The sequence below is a fragment of the Yoonia sp. SDW83-1 genome, from assembly GCF_046762885.1.
In the GTDB taxonomy this organism is placed as follows: Bacteria; Pseudomonadota; Alphaproteobacteria; order Rhodobacterales; family Rhodobacteraceae; genus Yoonia.
Map to the genome: position 1 here is coordinate 1 of NZ_JBKQXO010000027.1, position 14,397 is coordinate 14,397.

A 14,397-nucleotide genomic window follows, 5' to 3' on the forward strand; every position below is an offset into this window, starting at 1 on the left:
CTGGAAAAGCTCGAGGCGTGCAATGTGCCCTTGCCAGACGGATGGCGCGACCGGTTCGAACAGGATGTGGAGGCGCGGTCTATGGGCAACTGGCGAGGCTGGTCGAAGATATTTCTCTCACGGCGCCGCCGGATCATCGGGCGTGACATGTCCGAGAGTATTCATGAAAGCCTGAGGGGCGAGACAGACGAAACTCTTGTGAAAGAGGGCCTGGTTGAAGAGGTCAGAGGCTAGGCGAGTTTCGGATGTCCCAACCGAAGCGGCAATCTGATGATCGCCGCTTCGCTGTGACCGGCGGACCGCTATCTGGCGAATGACCGCAGCACGGTGCAGAGTTCGACCCCAGGATCCGCATTCTCGGAATCGACGTGGATGTGGCTAAAATATGCGCCAGCGGCATCCGAGGACTTTGCCTCTTCGAAAACGGCATCTGCATGGGCGCGGCTTTGCCAGAGGATCACATCGACAAATGTGCCGTCTTCTTTGCGAACAAAGTCGCGCCGGATGAAGCCATCCTGCTTGTCGAGAAACGCTTTCTGAAAGGTGTCGGAAGCGGCGAGCAAGTCAGATTCTGCGCTCGTCGGCTTTATTTTGAAGGGGGCGAGTTCAAGTACTGTGTCATTCATTTTTCATGTCTCCTGAATGATTGGTTATGTCGTCTTCGAATCTCTAGGGTAAAATATGTCGTTTTCTGGCATATTTTATGCGAAGGTCGTCTGATGCAGATATTGACCCGTCTGGAGCGCCTTGATCGGCTGGAGAGTTGGCTGAAATCCGATGACCCACTTATCTTGCGTGATGCGGCGACAGAGCTGGGCGTGTCGCTGCGCACGATCCATCGCGATCTGGAGCTTTTGCGAGAGCGTGGTGTGCCGGTGGAAAGTGAGCGTGGTCGTGGCGGTGGCGTGCGCGTGTCGTCAGGCTGGGGGATCGGGCGCATTACCTTGTCCCGCCACGAGGTACTTGATCTTTTGGTTGGCCTTGCGATTGGCGAGGTCACGCATGGGGCCCTGCAGATGGGGCATGCTGACGCGGTACGCCGCAAGCTGTTGGGGACGTTTTCGCATATTGAACAGCGCCGGATTGCCGCAATGCGCAAGCGGATCAGGGTGGGCGCGCGTGCATCAACCGCGATGTTTGCCAGTTTGGCTGAGATGCCGCGTCAGATTGGCGATGAGATCAAGGAAGCGTTTGCACTGAACTGTTTGCTGAGCGTTCAGTATTGTGATCAGCAAGGCAGGCGCACAAAACGCCGGATCGAACTGCATTTTCTCGTTCTGAATCCACCTGTTTGGTATGCGGTTTGCTGGGACCATCTGCGCGCTGACATGCGCGCGTTTCGATGTGACAGAATTCAGAAAGCGACCGTCACGGAGGCGGGGTTTACACCCCGCCCCTGGGCCGATTTTGCGCATACGATGGATGGTAATCCGACCCGCGAGGTCTAGCGAGGTTATCCGGCCACCTTCATGATCAAACAGGTGGTTGAACCTGTTGCATAAAGCTTTCGATCGGCGACGCCACGGATTTCCCCATGGGCGACGCCGGTGGTGCGGCCCGCGTGGTCTGTAATGCCGGTTGCGAGGATTTCGGTGCCGAGTGGGATCGCGCGGGTCAGGTTTATCTTGTATTCGAGCGTTGTGTAGACCGATCCTTTGGGCACGGCGGTCATGATCGCGCAGGCCATGCAACTGTCCAGCAGCGTGCCGTACCAGCCGCCATGCACCCCGCCCATGGGGTTGGTGTGTTCGAAAGTGGGCGTGCCGCGGAAAATGACCTTGCCCGGTTCGACCGTATCAAGGGTGTAGTTCAACTGTGTCGCGATAGGCGGCCCCGCAATCTCGCCCCGCAGGATGGCGCGCATGAAATCCAGACCCGAAAGCGACAGGATCGTCTCGCGGTCTGGCAGTTGATCGAGGGAGGTGGCGGTGAACATGGGTTGCTCCGGGTCCGTGAATTGGCCCGAAGCTGGGGTTTTAGGCGACGTTTTGCAACCGGACTTTTGGCGTCACGCCGAGCGCATGGCAGACATCGCGGGTCAGTTCAGGACGGTTGAGCGTGTAGAAATGCAGGTGGTCAACGCCGCCTTGCAACAATTCGTCGCACAGTTCGGTTGCTATGGCCGTTGCCAGCAGTACTGTCGTGCCGTCGCGGGTGGCGTGATGAAAAGCGTCTTCGATCACTTGCGGGATGTGGGTGCCACATTGCGCCGCGAATTTGCGTGTACCGTTCCAGTTTTCAATAGGCAGGATGCCGGGAATGATCGGCGCGTCGATGCCCGCCTTCGCGCAGGCATCGCGGAAGCGGAAAAATGTGTCGGCCTCAAAAAAGAATTGTGTGATGGCAGAGGTCGCACCGGCGTCGATCTTGCGTTTGAGGAAGGCGATATCAGCGGCCTGATCGGCGGCTTCAGGGTGTTTTTCGGGATAGGCGCCAACGCGGATGTTGAATTTGCCGTTGTCTGACAGCGCCTCGATCAGTTCGATAGAGCTGGCGAAACCGTCAGGGTGGGGCGTGAACTTGTCCGACCCTTTGGGCGCATCGCCACGCAGGGCGACAATATCTGTCACGCCTTCGTCAGCGTAGCCATTTGCGATGTCGAGTGTTTCGGCGCGGGTTGCGTCCACGCAGGTGAGGTGCGCGGCCACATTCAGCCCGCTCGTGCGGTGGATTGTGCCCACGGCCTCGTGCGTGAGTTTGCGGGTTGTTCCGCCTGCACCATAGGTGACGGACACGAAAGATGGATCAAGCGGCGCCAATGTGTTCACGCAATCCCATAGCCGGAACGACCCTTCGAGTGACTTGGGCGGAAAGAATTCGAAAGAAACGGATGGGACGGACATGGCAGACCTCTCTCTTGATTTGCTTTTGTCGCACCTCTATTGAGTTGAGGCAATTTCATAAACTTCAGCACGATCATGAGGCCAACTCACATATGCATATTGAGTTCCGACATCTGCGAACAATCAAGGCGATCCATGACACGGGCGGGTTGGCCCGTGCCGCCGATCAGTTGAACATCACGCAATCCGCACTCAGCCATCAGATCAAGGGGATCGAGGATCAGGCGGGCGTTGAGCTCTTTGTGCGCCGGTCCAAGCCGCTGAAACTGTCGGCGGCGGGGATGAAGATGCTGGCGGCGGCAGAAGAGATTTTGCCGCGGGTCACCGCCCTCGAAACCGAGTTTTCCGGGCTGATTGCTGGCAGTGCGGGGCGGCTGCATATCGCCATTGAGTGTCATGCCTGTTTTGAGTGGTTGTTCCCGGTGCTGGAGCAGTTCCGCAAAGCCTGGCCTGAGGTCGATGTGGATATCCGCCCTGGCCTGGCCTTTGATGCCTTGCCTGCATTGCGCAAGGAAGAAGTTGATCTGGTTGTCTCTTCCGATCCCGAGGAGCTGCCGGAAACCGATTTCACCCCGCTTTTCGATTATGAGCCAGTGTTTGTGGCCTCGGCCTCACATCCGCTGGCGGCCAAAGAGGTGATCGAGGCCGAGGATTTTCGCGGTGAGACGCTGATCACCTATCCGGTAGATCGCGCCCGGCTTGATGTGTTTTCGCAATTGCTGACCCCGGCCAAGGTCGAACCGGCGGCCATCAGGCAGGTAGAATTGACGGCTGTGATCCTGTTGCTGGTCGCGTCAAACCGCGGTGTTGCCGTGTTGCCGGATTGGGTCGTACGGCAGGTCCGGTACAACTCCGATTATGTGACCCGCCCGCTGACCGCGAAGGGGATCACCCGCAGGCTTTATGCCGCGACCCGGGCCGAAGATACCGCGCGCCCATTCATGGCACATCTGATCCGCCTTGCCCGGCAGGAAGCGGTCAAGTTACAGCGCGGCTAGGCCACCCCACGCCTTTTGGCGGCTTCGATCGTGTGCATGGCATTTCCGACCGTTAGCCGCAGTTGCGTTTCAGAAAACGGCATGGCGGCCCCGAAATAATGGCCTTGAATGTATTTGCACCCCATGTCGCGCAGCAGGTCGAGCTGCTTTCTGCGTTCGACGCCTTCGGCGATGACCTGCACGCCCAGACCGTCGCCGATGGTCAGAAACCCGTTTATCAGAACCGTGGCCGAGGGATCAACACCCAGATCGCTGACAAAAGCGGTGTCGAGTTTGAGTTCATCAAATTCCAATTCCCGCAGGTGCTGGAACGACGCAAAGCCCGTACCAAAATCATCAAGCGAGATCCGGACACCGGCGCGCCGGAATGCGGCGATGGATTTCTGAATGATCTCGGCCGATCGGGCGATAAAAATGTCTTCGGTAATCTCAAAGGTCAGGTGGTGGCGCAAATGCGGGTAGCGGTCGATCAGATCAAAAAGCTCCTGTCGCCCTGACAAGGTGGCCAATGTCACCTCGGGCAGGTTGATGGACACCTGACCAGGGTCCAGCCCATCGCGCACAAGCGCGTCGATATCGTCAAGCACCCGCGTGGCAGTATGGATCATAAATTCGCCCTGCAGCGCGAGTTCATTGATCATCGGGATGAAGTTGCCAGGAAAGAGCAGGCCCCGTTGCGGATGCTGCCAGCGCGACAACGCCTCAAACCCCATGATGCGCCCAGTTTCGATACAGACCTTGGGCTGATAATAGGGCATGATTTCGCCCTTCTGCATGGCGGCCAGCAGAATGTTGCGATCTTCCAGTGTTGCGCGCACCGGAAATGCATCCTTGTCGAAAATGACCGCGTTGTTGTCGGGTTCGTCCTTGGCCAGATACATGGCCTGATCGGCGCCAGACAACAGGTCAGCCGGTGTCGTGATATCGCGCCCCTGCTGGGCAATACCAACGCTGGCCCCGACCGTCAGTGTCTTTTGCTCAAACGGGATCGGTCGGCCGACGATCTGCGCGATCCGGTTGCCGAATGCCAGTGCGTCGTCGATATTGCCGATATCGTTGCGCGCGACCGCAAATTCATCCCCACCAAGACGGGCCGCCTTGCCGCCGCAACTGCGCGCCAGATCGCGCAGCCTTTCTGCGATTGCGCGCAAAACTGCATCCCCCGCCTTGTGGCTGTAGCTGTCATTGATCGGTTTGAAACCATCCAGATCAATCAGGAATACGGTGACCCCGCGTTTGAATTTTGAATCGGTCATCTGCCGGTTGAGAAATTCATCGAACGCGCGTCTGTTCATCAGGTCGGTCAGGCTGTCGTTGCGCGACAGGTGTTCCAGTTCGGCCAGTCTGGTGTTCGCCTCTTTCCGGGCGCGGGTCAGCGCATCATGCGTGTCTTTCTGACGGACCATGGTTGTGAAGGTGTTGACGATGTAGACGACCATCAGCCCGACAGCGACCAGCCAGTGCGTTTGCGTCGCCGCGAATGCAGGGTTTTGCGACAGGATCCAGAGCATCAGAAACACCGTGGCGAAGGCCGGGGTCATCTGCGTCCAATTGTAGAAGGGGAGCAATCCGAACGTATTGGTGACGTGAACGAAAATCCCAAATGCCCAAAGATAACCCGCCAGCACCATGGGCAAACTGTCGCTTTGCGAAAGAATGATGGAAAATGACAGGAATGGCAGCATTGATCCCCAGTTGACGAGGAACACGGCAACCGCCGTTTTCATGCCAAGGGGCTTGTCAAACTGCCCGGCACGCTTGTTCAGCGGATAGGCGAGGATTTCGAGCACGATAATACAGACACCGGCAATCAGCGCTTGTTCAAGAAAGCCTGCATACATACACACGCAAACGATCAACGCCGCCGTGGCCACACGTTTCGACACATCACGGCCAGAGATATGCCCGGTGATCTGTGTCTGGTGCAGAAACTGTTCGGTCAGGTTGCGGCGCATGCTGGTTAGGAGACCTCCTGGCGATCTTATCGCCAAATCCCCCCAATAACTCGTTAAGTCCGGCGTCCATCGCAGTGTATGGTTAAAAGGGTGTTGCCCCTTGTTCCGCGCCGGTCTTGCGCCTATACGCCCGGCTTGTCCGAATAGTGGAGACCAAGATGGCTGGCAGCGCGAACCTGAATGTGATGATGAAGACCGCCCGCAAGGCCGGCCGCGCGCTGCTCAAGGATTTCGGCGAGGTCGAGAACCTGCAGGTCAGCACCAAGGGACCGGGTGATTTTGTCAGCCGGGCCGACAAGGCCGCAGAGGCGCTGATCAAGGAAGAACTGATGCGTGCCCGCCCGACCTATGGGTTTCTGGGTGAGGAAGGCGCCGAGATCGACGGCGATGACCCCACCCGCCGCTGGATCGTTGACCCCCTGGATGGCACGACAAATTTCCTGCATGGCCTGCCGCATTGGGCGGTATCCATTGCCCTTGAACACAAAGGGCAGGTGGTTGCCGGTGTGATTTATGACCCTACCAAGGATGAGATGTTTTATGCCGAAAAAGGTGGCGGTGCCTGGATGAATGAAAGCCGCCTGCGCGTGTCGGGCCGCCACCGGCTGATCGAGAGCATTTTTGCGACCGGGCTGCCCTTTGCCGGCCGGGCCGATCTGCCCGAAACCCTGCAGGATCTGGCCCGTATCCTGCCCGCCTGCGCGGGTGTGCGCCGGTTCGGGGCAGCCGCCCTTGATTTGGCTTACGTGGCCGCTGGCCGGTATGACGGGTTTTGGGAGCGGGGCCTGCATGCCTGGGACATCGCGGCTGGTGTCGTGATCGTCCGTGAGGCGGGTGGCATTATCGAACCACTCCAGCCAGGCGCTGACCTGCTGGCTGACGGTCATCTGATTTGCGCGAACGAACCTGTGTTTGAAAGCTTTGCCAAGGTGATCCGTAAGGCCTAGCGCCGCCGTACCCGGGGGACGCTGCTGCGGCCATACCGCGCCTCCGGGTGGTCCGGGTGCCCGTCTGTCCGTTCCCAGAATGCTGTACCGCCCAGCCGCAACCAAAGCGGCAGCGCTGCGATCGCGCCAATGACAAACCCGCCTGCATGCGCCCAATAGGCAACGCCGCCGCCGGACACGTCGGTGTTGAACCCGTTGAATAACTGCAGCGCAAACCACAAACCCAGCATGATCCAGGCCGGGATCGGGAAGATGCGAAAGAAGACCACGAAGAAGAGAAAGACATCGACCCGTGCTTTCGGGAACAGCAAGAGATATCCGCCCATCACCCCCGCAATCGCGCCGGAGGCACCGACCGTGGGCACCGGCGACAGGGGTTCGGTCGCAAACTGCGCCAAGCTCGCCCCGACACCGCAGAGCAGGTAGAAGGCGAGAAACGGGACATGGCCCATCTTGTCTTCCAGATTGTCCCCGAAAATCCACAAAAACAGCATGTTACCGGCCAGATGCATAATGCCAGCGTGCAGAAAGATGGAGGTCACGAGCGATGAATAGTTTTCGCCCTGCGACAAGAGCAGAGGGATCATCGCATAATCGAAATAGAGTTGATTGAGCGCCTGATCGGTCTGGTAGAGCACCAGGCCGATCAGATAAACGCCCACATTCAGCACGATCAGGGCGTAGGTGACATAGGGCACCCGTTCGGATGGGTTATGGTCGCGGATGGGAAACATGCCGCGACCGTCACCGATGCTGCGCGCGGCGTCAAGCGCCGGCGTTTGCGACCTCTGCCAGCAGAGCGGCGTTGCCACCTGCTGCTGTGGTGTCGATGCAGACATGCCGTTCATGCAGCACATGGGCGGCATCGGGGATCCCCGTGATCAGTGCGATGATTGGGCCATCCCGCCCTGACAGGGCGGTTTCGATCGCCCGCCCAGTATCGGTATCGCCCCACCAGATCACGCCGCCCAAGGGTGCAAGTGTTTTCAGGTCATCCGGCCTGACCTCCCCCTCGGGGCTGATGCCGATCCCGCCAAGAGCGGTGACCGCGGCGATCTGATCCTGTGCCGCTTCGGCACCGGGTCCCATGCACAGGATCGGCCCGCGCGGGTGTGCGCTGTGACGGTTGGATTCGCCCGTGGGGCCGGGCAGGTCGGTCGGCGGCTGATGGTTGGTCACCTTGGTGTCCGCAAGGCGTTTCTGCAGTGATTTGAGATTGGCGGCACTGGCCCAAAAACCTGATGCCTCAGGTGCCGGGTGGGCGGTGAAGCGCGGCAGATAATGCGGGCCGCCAGCCTTTGGCCCGGTCCCGGAAAGTCCCTCACCGCCAAAGGGTTGGCTGCCCACAACCGCGCCGATCTGGTCGCGGTTGACGTAGATATTGCCGGCCTCGATCCGTTCGACAACCGATTGCACCCGATCATCAATCCGGGTGTGCAACCCAAAGGTCAGCCCATAGCCGGTGGCGTTGATCGCATTGATCACGTCATCAAGCTGGTGCGATTTGAACGTTGCTACATGCAGGACCGGGCCAAAGATTTCCCGTGTCATATCGGCAATACCGCTGATCCGGATCGCCGTTGGCGCAATGAAATGACCGTCGGTTGGCGCCTTGATCTGGTGGATGATCCGTCCGTCAGACCGGGCTGTGGCGATGTGATCGGCGATGGTCTTGTGTGCTGCGCCGTCAATCACCGGGCCGAGGTCAGTGGACAGATGCCACGGGTCGCCCACGGTCAGTTCATCCATCGCCCCCTTGAGCATTTTCAACAGTTTGTCGGCGATGTCTTCCTGTACGTAAAGGCAACGCAGCGCCGAACAACGCTGCCCCGCAGAGCGGAACGCCCCGTTGATGATATCGCGCACGGCATGTTCCGGCAGGGCCGTACTGTCCACGATCATCGCGTTCAGCCCGCCGGTTTCGGCGATCAGCGGGGTGCCCGGTGCGCAATTGGCGGCCATGCTGGCCCGGATTTTCAGGGCCGTGGCGGTTGACCCGGTGAAGGCCACACCATTGATGCGCGCATCAGCGGTCAGGGCGGCCCCGACATCACCCCCGCCGGGCAGCAGTTGCAGGGCGGATGTTGGGACGCCTGCGGCATGCAACAGCGCGACGGCACGGGTGGCGATCAGGGGTGTCTGTTCTGCCGGTTTGGCCAGAACCGCATTGCCCGCGGCTAGCGCCGCAGCGATCTGTCCGGTGAAGATGGCAAGTGGAAAGTTCCATGGGCTGATGCAGGTCCAGATGCCGCGCGGGGATGCGCCCTCTTTCGCCTGAGCTGCGTAGTAACGCAGGAAATCGACAGCCTCGCGCAATTCGGCGACCGCATCGGGCATCCCCTTGCCTGCCTCGCGCGACAGGATGGTGAATAGCTCGGCGGCGTTTGCTTCATACGCATCAGCTGCTGCGTTGAGCACAGCAGCCCGTGTTGCGACGTCAGATTGCCAGGGCATGGCGACCTGCAAAGCTGTCGCAATATCCGTCGGTGTTGCCGTTTGGGCTGTGCCAACCGTGTCATCTGGTCTGGCCGGGTTGATCACATCATGGGTTGGCCCGTCGCTGAGGTCGCCTGCCAGCAACGGGGTTCCGTTCCAGCTATGCGTGAGGAACGGGCCCCTGCCTTCGTCGATCTGTTGGAGCGTCGGTGTGTGGGTCAGGTCCCAGCCTTTTGAATTGATCCGTTCCGGCCGAAAAATGTCAGGCCCCTTGGGCAGATCGGGCCCGTGTCCGATGTCATCAAACGGGCAGGCGGCGACGACCTCGGGTGGAACATCCTCATCCACGATCTGGTTGACGAAGCTGGAATTGGCTCCGTTTTCCAGCAGGCGCCGGACAAGATAAGCCAACAGGTCCTCATGCGCACCAACGGGCGCGTAGATGCGGCACCGCGTCTTTTCGGATTGCAGGATCATGGTGTGCAATGTCTCGCCCATGCCATGCAGGCGCTGGAATTCGAAATCCTGTGCGCTGCGGTCCATGGCATTGGCCATATCCAGTACGGCGGCAACCGTATGGGCGTTGTGCGTGGCGAATTGCGGGTAAATACGGTCGGTCAGCCCAAGCAGTTTGCGGGCATTGGCGATGTAGCTGATATCGGTGTGCTGTTTGGCCGTAAAGACAGGGAAGCCGTTGATGCCCTGGACCTGCGCGCGCTTGATCTCGGCGTCCCAATAGGCGCCTTTGACAAGCCGGACCATGATCTTGCGATCCAGCCGCGTGGCCAGATCATGCAGGTGATCAATGACCAGTGGCGCGCGCTGCCCATAAGCCTGAACGACGATGCCGAACCCGTCCCATCCGGCGAGAGCCGATTCGGAAAGTACCGCTTCGATCACGTCAAGAGAGAGTGAAAGACGGTCTGCTTCCTCAGCGTCGATGTTGAACCCCATACCGGCGGATTTCGCGAGCAGCGCAAGCGAACGAACGCGCGGCACCAGCTCATTCATGACCCTTGCCCGTTGTGCTTCCTCATAGCGGGCATGCAAGGCTGAGAGTTTGACCGAAATACCGGGGTTTTCGGCGACGCTGTCATGGGTGCAGTGTTCGGCGATGGCGCTGATGGCGCGGGAATAGGACAGGTGGTAGCCGCGCGCGTCTGCATCGGTGCGGGCAGCTTCGCCCAGCATGTCATAGCTATAGGTGAACCCTTTGGCCTGCATCCCCTCGGCGCGTTTCATGGCCTTCTGGATCGTTTCGCCCAGGACAAACTGGCGGCCCATTTCCCGCATGGCGCGGGCGACAGCGGTGCGGATCACCGGTTCACCCAGCCGTTTGACAGCACTGCGCAGATGGCGCGTGATACCGGGCTTTTCGTCATCCAGAACGCGGCCTGTCAGCATCAGCGCCCAGGTCGAGGCATTGACCAGCGACGACGCGGAATGGCCCAGATGCTTGCCCCAGTCGGATGGCGCGATCTTGTCCTCGATCAATTCGTCCATCGTGTCGGCATCGGGTACGCGCAGCAGCGCCTCGGCCAGACACATCAGCGCGATGCCTTCATCGGTGGACAGACCGTATTCTGCCAGAAACACCTCCATCAGGCCCGGTTCGGCGCTGGAGCGGATCTGGCGTACCAGATCGGCCGCGCGGGCGCTGATGCGGTCGCGATCATCATCCGACAGGGACGCCATTTTCGCCAATGCGGCAACCGCAACGGCCTCATCACTATACATGGCCTGATCAATCTGGTCGGGCAAATTGCTGGTATCATCGCGCGGCATGGCGGCATCCTTTCGTTGATGGCCCATCATACCCTCTTGATTGCAGTCGTTTCGCCTCGTATTAAAGCAAAGTGCAGCCGATTGATCTAAAGAACGGGCAAAGACATGGCCGAAACGCTTTCCGATTTGGACACATTTGATCGCAAGATTCTCAACGTATTGTCGGTGGAGGGGCGTATCAGTGTCACGGAACTGGCCAGAAGGATCGGACTGTCCAAATCGCCCACGCAGGCGCGGCTGAAACGGCTCGAGGAAAGCGGCGTGATCCGGGGCTATCGCGCCTTGTGCGACCCAATCCGGCTGGGCCGTGATCATATTGCCTTTGTTGAGGTGAAATTATCGGATACGCGCGAGGCCGCACTGGCGGCGTTTGCCACAGCGGTCATGCGAGTGCCGGAGGTCGAACAGTGCCATCTGATCGCCGGTGCGTTTGACTACCTTTTGAAGGTGCGCACGTCCGGTATGACGGGCTACCGCGCTGTTTTGGCAGAGAGAATTTCGACGTTGCCACATGTGGCGAATACATCAACCTATGTGGCGATGCAGGCCATCAAGGAAGAAGGGCTGTCACCAATTCCCCCAACCACGCCCTCTTGACTTGACCCAAGTGGCGCGTGCCGCAGATAGTGAGGCATGAAATGGATGCTGCCGCTTTGCCTGATTGCCCCGCCTGTTTTCGCAGAGATCTGTCCGCCAGCCCCTGACCACAGTGTCAGACTGGCCGAAATTGTCGTCGGTTTGCAGGCCGCGCGTGGCGAAGGCGACGCCCGTGTTTTGACCCAAGAGCTTTGGACGTTATGGACGGACGCCCCCGACGCACAGGCGCAGGCGCTGCTGGACGAAGGGATGCGCAAACGATCGAACCGCGATTTTCTGGGCGCGCGTGAGACCCTGGACCGTCTGGTGGAATACTGCCCCGACTATGCCGAGGGTTACAATCAGCGCGCCTTTGCCAGCTATCTGCGATACGATTTCGACGCGGCACTGGGTGATCTTGAACGCGCGCTCCAGATCAACCCCACCCATATCGCGGCCCTGTCCGGCAAGGGGCTGACGCTGATGGGTCTGGGGCGCCATGAGGAGGCGCAAGAGGCGTTGCGTGCAGCGATTGAAATGAACCCATGGCTTCAGGAGCGGTCATTGTTGGTGGAACCTATGGGCCAAGACATCTGATCACATCTTGCCCAGCGGCATTTGGCATCTTAGGAAGGACGTGTGCCCGCGTGGTGGAATGGTAGACACTGGAGACTTAAAATCTCTTGGCCGTATGGCCGTGCCGGTTCGAGTCCGGCCGCGGGCACCATTATTGTCGTATAGTATTGAATTTATTGTAATTAGTTATTGATCGGTATTTTCAGAACACTGTTTGATTCCCTGCGACAATCTGCCCACTACTCGCGCCGCATCCGATCCGCAATCTCCAGATATTCCGCACGGCAAGCATTGGCGTAGATTGCGGTGGTACTCATAGAGGCAGGCCCCGTCCATTTCTGTGGCATATTTGGCGGGACGCCGGTGTGGTTGGCATGCATGCCATGCCTGCCGCATAACATTGGCACCGATGGCCGTCTTTCAATAACATTGAGCTTTCGTGATGAAGCTCTTACAAGCTGGTATCGATGCGGCGGCCCAACATACAGCTACGAGACAGGCAGCGTGTTCCCTAGCCCAAAAAGTATGGTACTGAGGCAGCGAGTCATGGAGTTGAACTGTTCTGTGGCTATCATGCCGCATCACGTGGCTGCCACGAAGCAGTCATCCTAACATTTCAGGTGATATTCCGACTGCTATCGCAGGTCGCACACCTCCGGCAGACTGACCCCATATTCACCAAACATCAGAGCGTCATTAGTCTGGCCCATAACCGGTAGAAAGCCCCACAGCCCGTTGCGATTGCCGGCCTCGATCGCCTGCAGCATGTGTTCTGCATCGGGATGACCGGCACCGGCAAGTCAACGCTACTCCTCAATTGATGCATCAGTACCCACGGACGGGAACCGGGTTCTGCCTGATTGGTCCTCATGGCGACCTTGCCGAGCAGCTGCACCGTGATCTCATCATCCCGCACCGATGCTGGAACATCCGTGATCCCGCCTGTCAGTTCGCATACGATCCATTGGCCACGGTGGCGGCGGAATACCGGCCGCTGGCAGCCTCTGGGCTCATCCAAACCTCCGCAACCTAGCCAGAATCTTTCCTGCACCGTAGCAACCGGGCAACGCCTGATCAGAAAGGCGCCGGCGTCTTTCTGAACGGGCGATTTTCTGCGCCAGCAACACTTTATATTTCAACAGAATGGGCAGAGTCCCAACATTCACTGCTTACGCAAAGGCGCGCGGCCAGGATGCCGAAGTGGATATTCGCCGTAAAAGATAGAGCTAATGAGCCGTTCTATTCGTCGATTCCGTCCGGCAATCGCATCTTCGATCAATCAGAAGGTCAATGTTGGCCCAATCAATTGGATCAGATGTCACTTTTAGGGTGCAGAAGGGCCTCTAAGAAGGTTGCAGCATTTCAGGTAAGCCGCGACTCCAGCCATCTTTAATGTTGCCTTGTCTCGGCAGGGGTTCGACCTGTTTCGCGTTTGAAGACTGTCCAGAAATAGTTCACGTTCCGAAAGCCGCAGATGGCCGCGACCGCCGTGACTGGCAATTTCGTCTTTCGCAACAGCTCCTCAGCCTTTCGGCAGCGGCGCAGCGTGACGTACTTTGCCGGTGTTTGCCCCAGCGCGCTTTTGAAGCTTCGGCTGAACTGCGTTGTGCTCATACAGGCGACGGCGGCGAGGTTTCCGACACATAACGGTTCGGACAGATGTTCTTCTATATACTCAACGACCCGTCCCAATCGCGCGTCACCGATTGCGGAGGCTGGCGCAAGTCCAAGTCTCTTGTCGGTATCCGCCAGCAATTTGGACACCAAGCTCAACCAGAGCCCGTCGATCATCAGGTTTGTGGCCGGATCGTCATACAAAGAAAGACGCCACATGTCTTGGATCAGCGCAAAAGCCATGGCCGATGACCGAAACTGGCCGGAAAAGCCTTCGAGGGCCGTCAGTGACATCCCCCGTTCATCGAGCAGCACGCGAAGCTGTTGTTCGGGGGCAAAGGCGATGCGCAGGTGAAGATCGGGCAATCGGAACCGGCATTCCTGGTTGGGGGGCTGTATGTCAACGACGCCTTGCGCATAACTGTGTGTTTTCCAACCATCGCCAAAGTCATATTGGAACGCGTCATGCTTGTTCATCGTGGTGACAAACGGAACCTCGGGGATGGCCGGGTCTGCCGTCTCGATGGCACCCTGCTTAACGTCCAAAAAGGTAAGCCCAAATGTGCCGCCACGTCGCACGTCTTGCTCGAACGAAGCATATTCCGAGTTTTGATAGAAGTCGGCGAATGTATCCATTGATACAGGACATACCGCAACTTGTGGTGCA

13 protein-coding genes, 1 tRNA gene and 1 pseudogene are annotated in these 14,397 nt (G+C 58.7%); 7 read left to right on the forward strand and 8 right to left on the reverse strand.

Translation table 11 applies throughout. From position 1 onward, the window contains the following. Positions 1-234, forward strand: a pseudogene (locus ACFWW4_RS21080) (DUF2235 domain-containing protein); the annotation flags it as partial. Between the two features lie 68 nt (positions 235-302). On the opposite strand, the gene ACFWW4_RS21085 reads toward ACFWW4_RS21080, so the two are convergent. Beyond that, a complete protein-coding gene (locus tag ACFWW4_RS21085; RefSeq protein WP_411892647.1) occupies positions 303-626 on the reverse strand; it encodes a hypothetical protein in 324 nt (107 codons plus the stop codon). Between the two features lie 93 nt (positions 627-719). Here ACFWW4_RS21085 and ACFWW4_RS21090 point away from each other — a divergent pair, with 93 nt between their 5' ends. Continuing rightward, complete coding sequence (locus tag ACFWW4_RS21090; RefSeq protein ID WP_411892648.1) at positions 720-1,448, forward strand: helix-turn-helix transcriptional regulator; 729 nt, start codon at positions 720-722, stop codon at positions 1,446-1,448. Positions 1,449-1,453: 5 nt separating this feature from the next. Here the strand turns inward: ACFWW4_RS21090 and ACFWW4_RS21095 are convergent, their stop codons facing one another. Together ACFWW4_RS21095 and metF are read right to left on the reverse strand one after the other, a co-directional pair. Further along, positions 1,454-1,936 (reverse strand): PaaI family thioesterase, encoded by a 483-nt coding sequence (locus ACFWW4_RS21095; RefSeq protein ID WP_411892649.1) that lies wholly within the window; start codon positions 1,934-1,936, stop codon positions 1,454-1,456. Positions 1,937-1,976: 40 nt separating this feature from the next. Continuing rightward, positions 1,977-2,843: a methylenetetrahydrofolate reductase [NAD(P)H] gene (metF, locus tag ACFWW4_RS21100; protein WP_411892650.1), complete on the reverse strand. Its 867-nt coding sequence runs from the start codon at positions 2,841-2,843 to the stop codon at positions 1,977-1,979. 92 nt (positions 2,844-2,935) lie between these two features. Between metF and ACFWW4_RS21105 the strand changes: the two genes are divergently transcribed. Next, positions 2,936-3,841 carry a LysR substrate-binding domain-containing protein gene (locus ACFWW4_RS21105; RefSeq protein WP_411892651.1) on the forward strand — a complete coding sequence of 302 codons (906 nt, stop codon included), beginning with the start codon at positions 2,936-2,938 and terminating at the stop codon, positions 3,839-3,841. Here ACFWW4_RS21105 and ACFWW4_RS21110 read toward each other — a convergent pair. Continuing rightward, positions 3,838-5,796: a putative bifunctional diguanylate cyclase/phosphodiesterase gene (locus ACFWW4_RS21110; protein ID WP_411892652.1), complete on the reverse strand. Its 1,959-nt coding sequence runs from the start codon at positions 5,794-5,796 to the stop codon at positions 3,838-3,840. The two genes, ACFWW4_RS21105 and ACFWW4_RS21110, sit on opposite strands and share 4 nt — an antisense overlap. A gap of 158 nt (positions 5,797-5,954) precedes the next feature. Between ACFWW4_RS21110 and ACFWW4_RS21115 the strand changes: the two genes are divergently transcribed. Then, positions 5,955-6,743, forward strand: a complete 789-nt coding sequence (locus tag ACFWW4_RS21115) for an inositol monophosphatase family protein (protein WP_393932603.1) — start codon at positions 5,955-5,957, stop codon at positions 6,741-6,743. On the opposite strand, the gene ACFWW4_RS21120 is transcribed toward ACFWW4_RS21115, so the two are convergent. Both ACFWW4_RS21120 and putA read right to left on the reverse strand, forming a co-directional pair. Beyond that, complete coding sequence (locus ACFWW4_RS21120) at positions 6,740-7,477, reverse strand: rhomboid family intramembrane serine protease (protein WP_411892653.1); 738 nt, start codon at positions 7,475-7,477, stop codon at positions 6,740-6,742. The genes ACFWW4_RS21115 and ACFWW4_RS21120 overlap by 4 nt on opposite strands. A gap of 31 nt (positions 7,478-7,508) precedes the next feature. Further along, positions 7,509-10,964, reverse strand: coding sequence for a bifunctional proline dehydrogenase/L-glutamate gamma-semialdehyde dehydrogenase PutA (gene putA / locus ACFWW4_RS21125; protein ID WP_411892675.1), 3,456 nt, complete (start codon positions 10,962-10,964; stop codon positions 7,509-7,511). A 105-nt stretch (positions 10,965-11,069) separates the two neighbouring features. On the opposite strand from putA, the gene ACFWW4_RS21130 reads away from it, so the two are divergent. The 3 genes from ACFWW4_RS21130 to ACFWW4_RS21140 all read left to right on the forward strand — a co-directional run bounded on the left by ACFWW4_RS21130 (position 11,070) and on the right by ACFWW4_RS21140 (position 12,267). Beyond that, positions 11,070-11,561, forward strand: a complete 492-nt coding sequence (locus ACFWW4_RS21130; protein ID WP_393932609.1) for an Lrp/AsnC family transcriptional regulator — start codon at positions 11,070-11,072, stop codon at positions 11,559-11,561. 36 nt (positions 11,562-11,597) lie between these two features. Beyond that, on the forward strand, positions 11,598-12,137 hold the full coding sequence (locus ACFWW4_RS21135; protein WP_411892654.1) for a tetratricopeptide repeat protein: 540 nt from the start codon (positions 11,598-11,600) through the stop codon (positions 12,135-12,137). A gap of 44 nt (positions 12,138-12,181) precedes the next feature. Next, a tRNA-Leu gene (locus ACFWW4_RS21140) sits at positions 12,182-12,267 on the forward strand. A gap of 484 nt (positions 12,268-12,751) precedes the next feature. Here the strand turns inward: ACFWW4_RS21140 and ACFWW4_RS21145 are convergent. Both ACFWW4_RS21145 and ACFWW4_RS21150 read right to left on the reverse strand, forming a co-directional pair. Continuing rightward, a complete protein-coding gene (locus ACFWW4_RS21145) occupies positions 12,752-12,883 on the reverse strand; it encodes a hypothetical protein (protein ID WP_411892655.1) in 132 nt (43 codons plus the stop codon). Between the two features lie 622 nt (positions 12,884-13,505). After that, complete coding sequence (locus ACFWW4_RS21150) at positions 13,506-14,366, reverse strand: helix-turn-helix domain-containing protein (protein WP_411892656.1); 861 nt, start codon at positions 14,364-14,366, stop codon at positions 13,506-13,508. Positions 14,367-14,397: the final 31 nt, after the last annotated feature.

Excerpts from the sequence above, each read along its gene's own strand:
- putA (WP_411892675.1), bottom strand. The coding sequence starts at position 10,964 with ATGCCGCGCGATGATACCAGCAATTTGCCCGACCAGATTGATCAGGCC.
- ACFWW4_RS21095 (WP_411892649.1), bottom strand. The coding sequence starts at position 1,936 with ATGTTCACCGCCACCTCCCTCGATCAACTGCCAGACCGCGAGACGATC.
- ACFWW4_RS21150 (WP_411892656.1), bottom strand. The coding sequence starts at position 14,366 with ATGGATACATTCGCCGACTTCTATCAAAACTCGGAATATGCTTCGTTC.
- ACFWW4_RS21085 (WP_411892647.1), bottom strand. The coding sequence starts at position 626 with ATGAATGACACAGTACTTGAACTCGCCCCCTTCAAAATAAAGCCGACG.
- ACFWW4_RS21115 (WP_393932603.1), top strand. The coding sequence starts at position 5,955 with ATGGCTGGCAGCGCGAACCTGAATGTGATGATGAAGACCGCCCGCAAG.
- ACFWW4_RS21145 (WP_411892655.1), bottom strand. The coding sequence starts at position 12,883 with ATGCTGCAGGCGATCGAGGCCGGCAATCGCAACGGGCTGTGGGGCTTT.
- ACFWW4_RS21110 (WP_411892652.1), bottom strand. The coding sequence starts at position 5,796 with ATGCGCCGCAACCTGACCGAACAGTTTCTGCACCAGACACAGATCACC.
- metF (WP_411892650.1), bottom strand. The coding sequence starts at position 2,843 with ATGTCCGTCCCATCCGTTTCTTTCGAATTCTTTCCGCCCAAGTCACTC.
- ACFWW4_RS21135 (WP_411892654.1), top strand. The coding sequence starts at position 11,598 with ATGAAATGGATGCTGCCGCTTTGCCTGATTGCCCCGCCTGTTTTCGCA.
- ACFWW4_RS21105 (WP_411892651.1), top strand. The coding sequence starts at position 2,936 with ATGCATATTGAGTTCCGACATCTGCGAACAATCAAGGCGATCCATGAC.
- ACFWW4_RS21130 (WP_393932609.1), top strand. The coding sequence starts at position 11,070 with ATGGCCGAAACGCTTTCCGATTTGGACACATTTGATCGCAAGATTCTC.
- ACFWW4_RS21090 (WP_411892648.1), top strand. The coding sequence starts at position 720 with ATGCAGATATTGACCCGTCTGGAGCGCCTTGATCGGCTGGAGAGTTGG.
- ACFWW4_RS21120 (WP_411892653.1), bottom strand. The coding sequence starts at position 7,477 with ATGTTTCCCATCCGCGACCATAACCCATCCGAACGGGTGCCCTATGTC.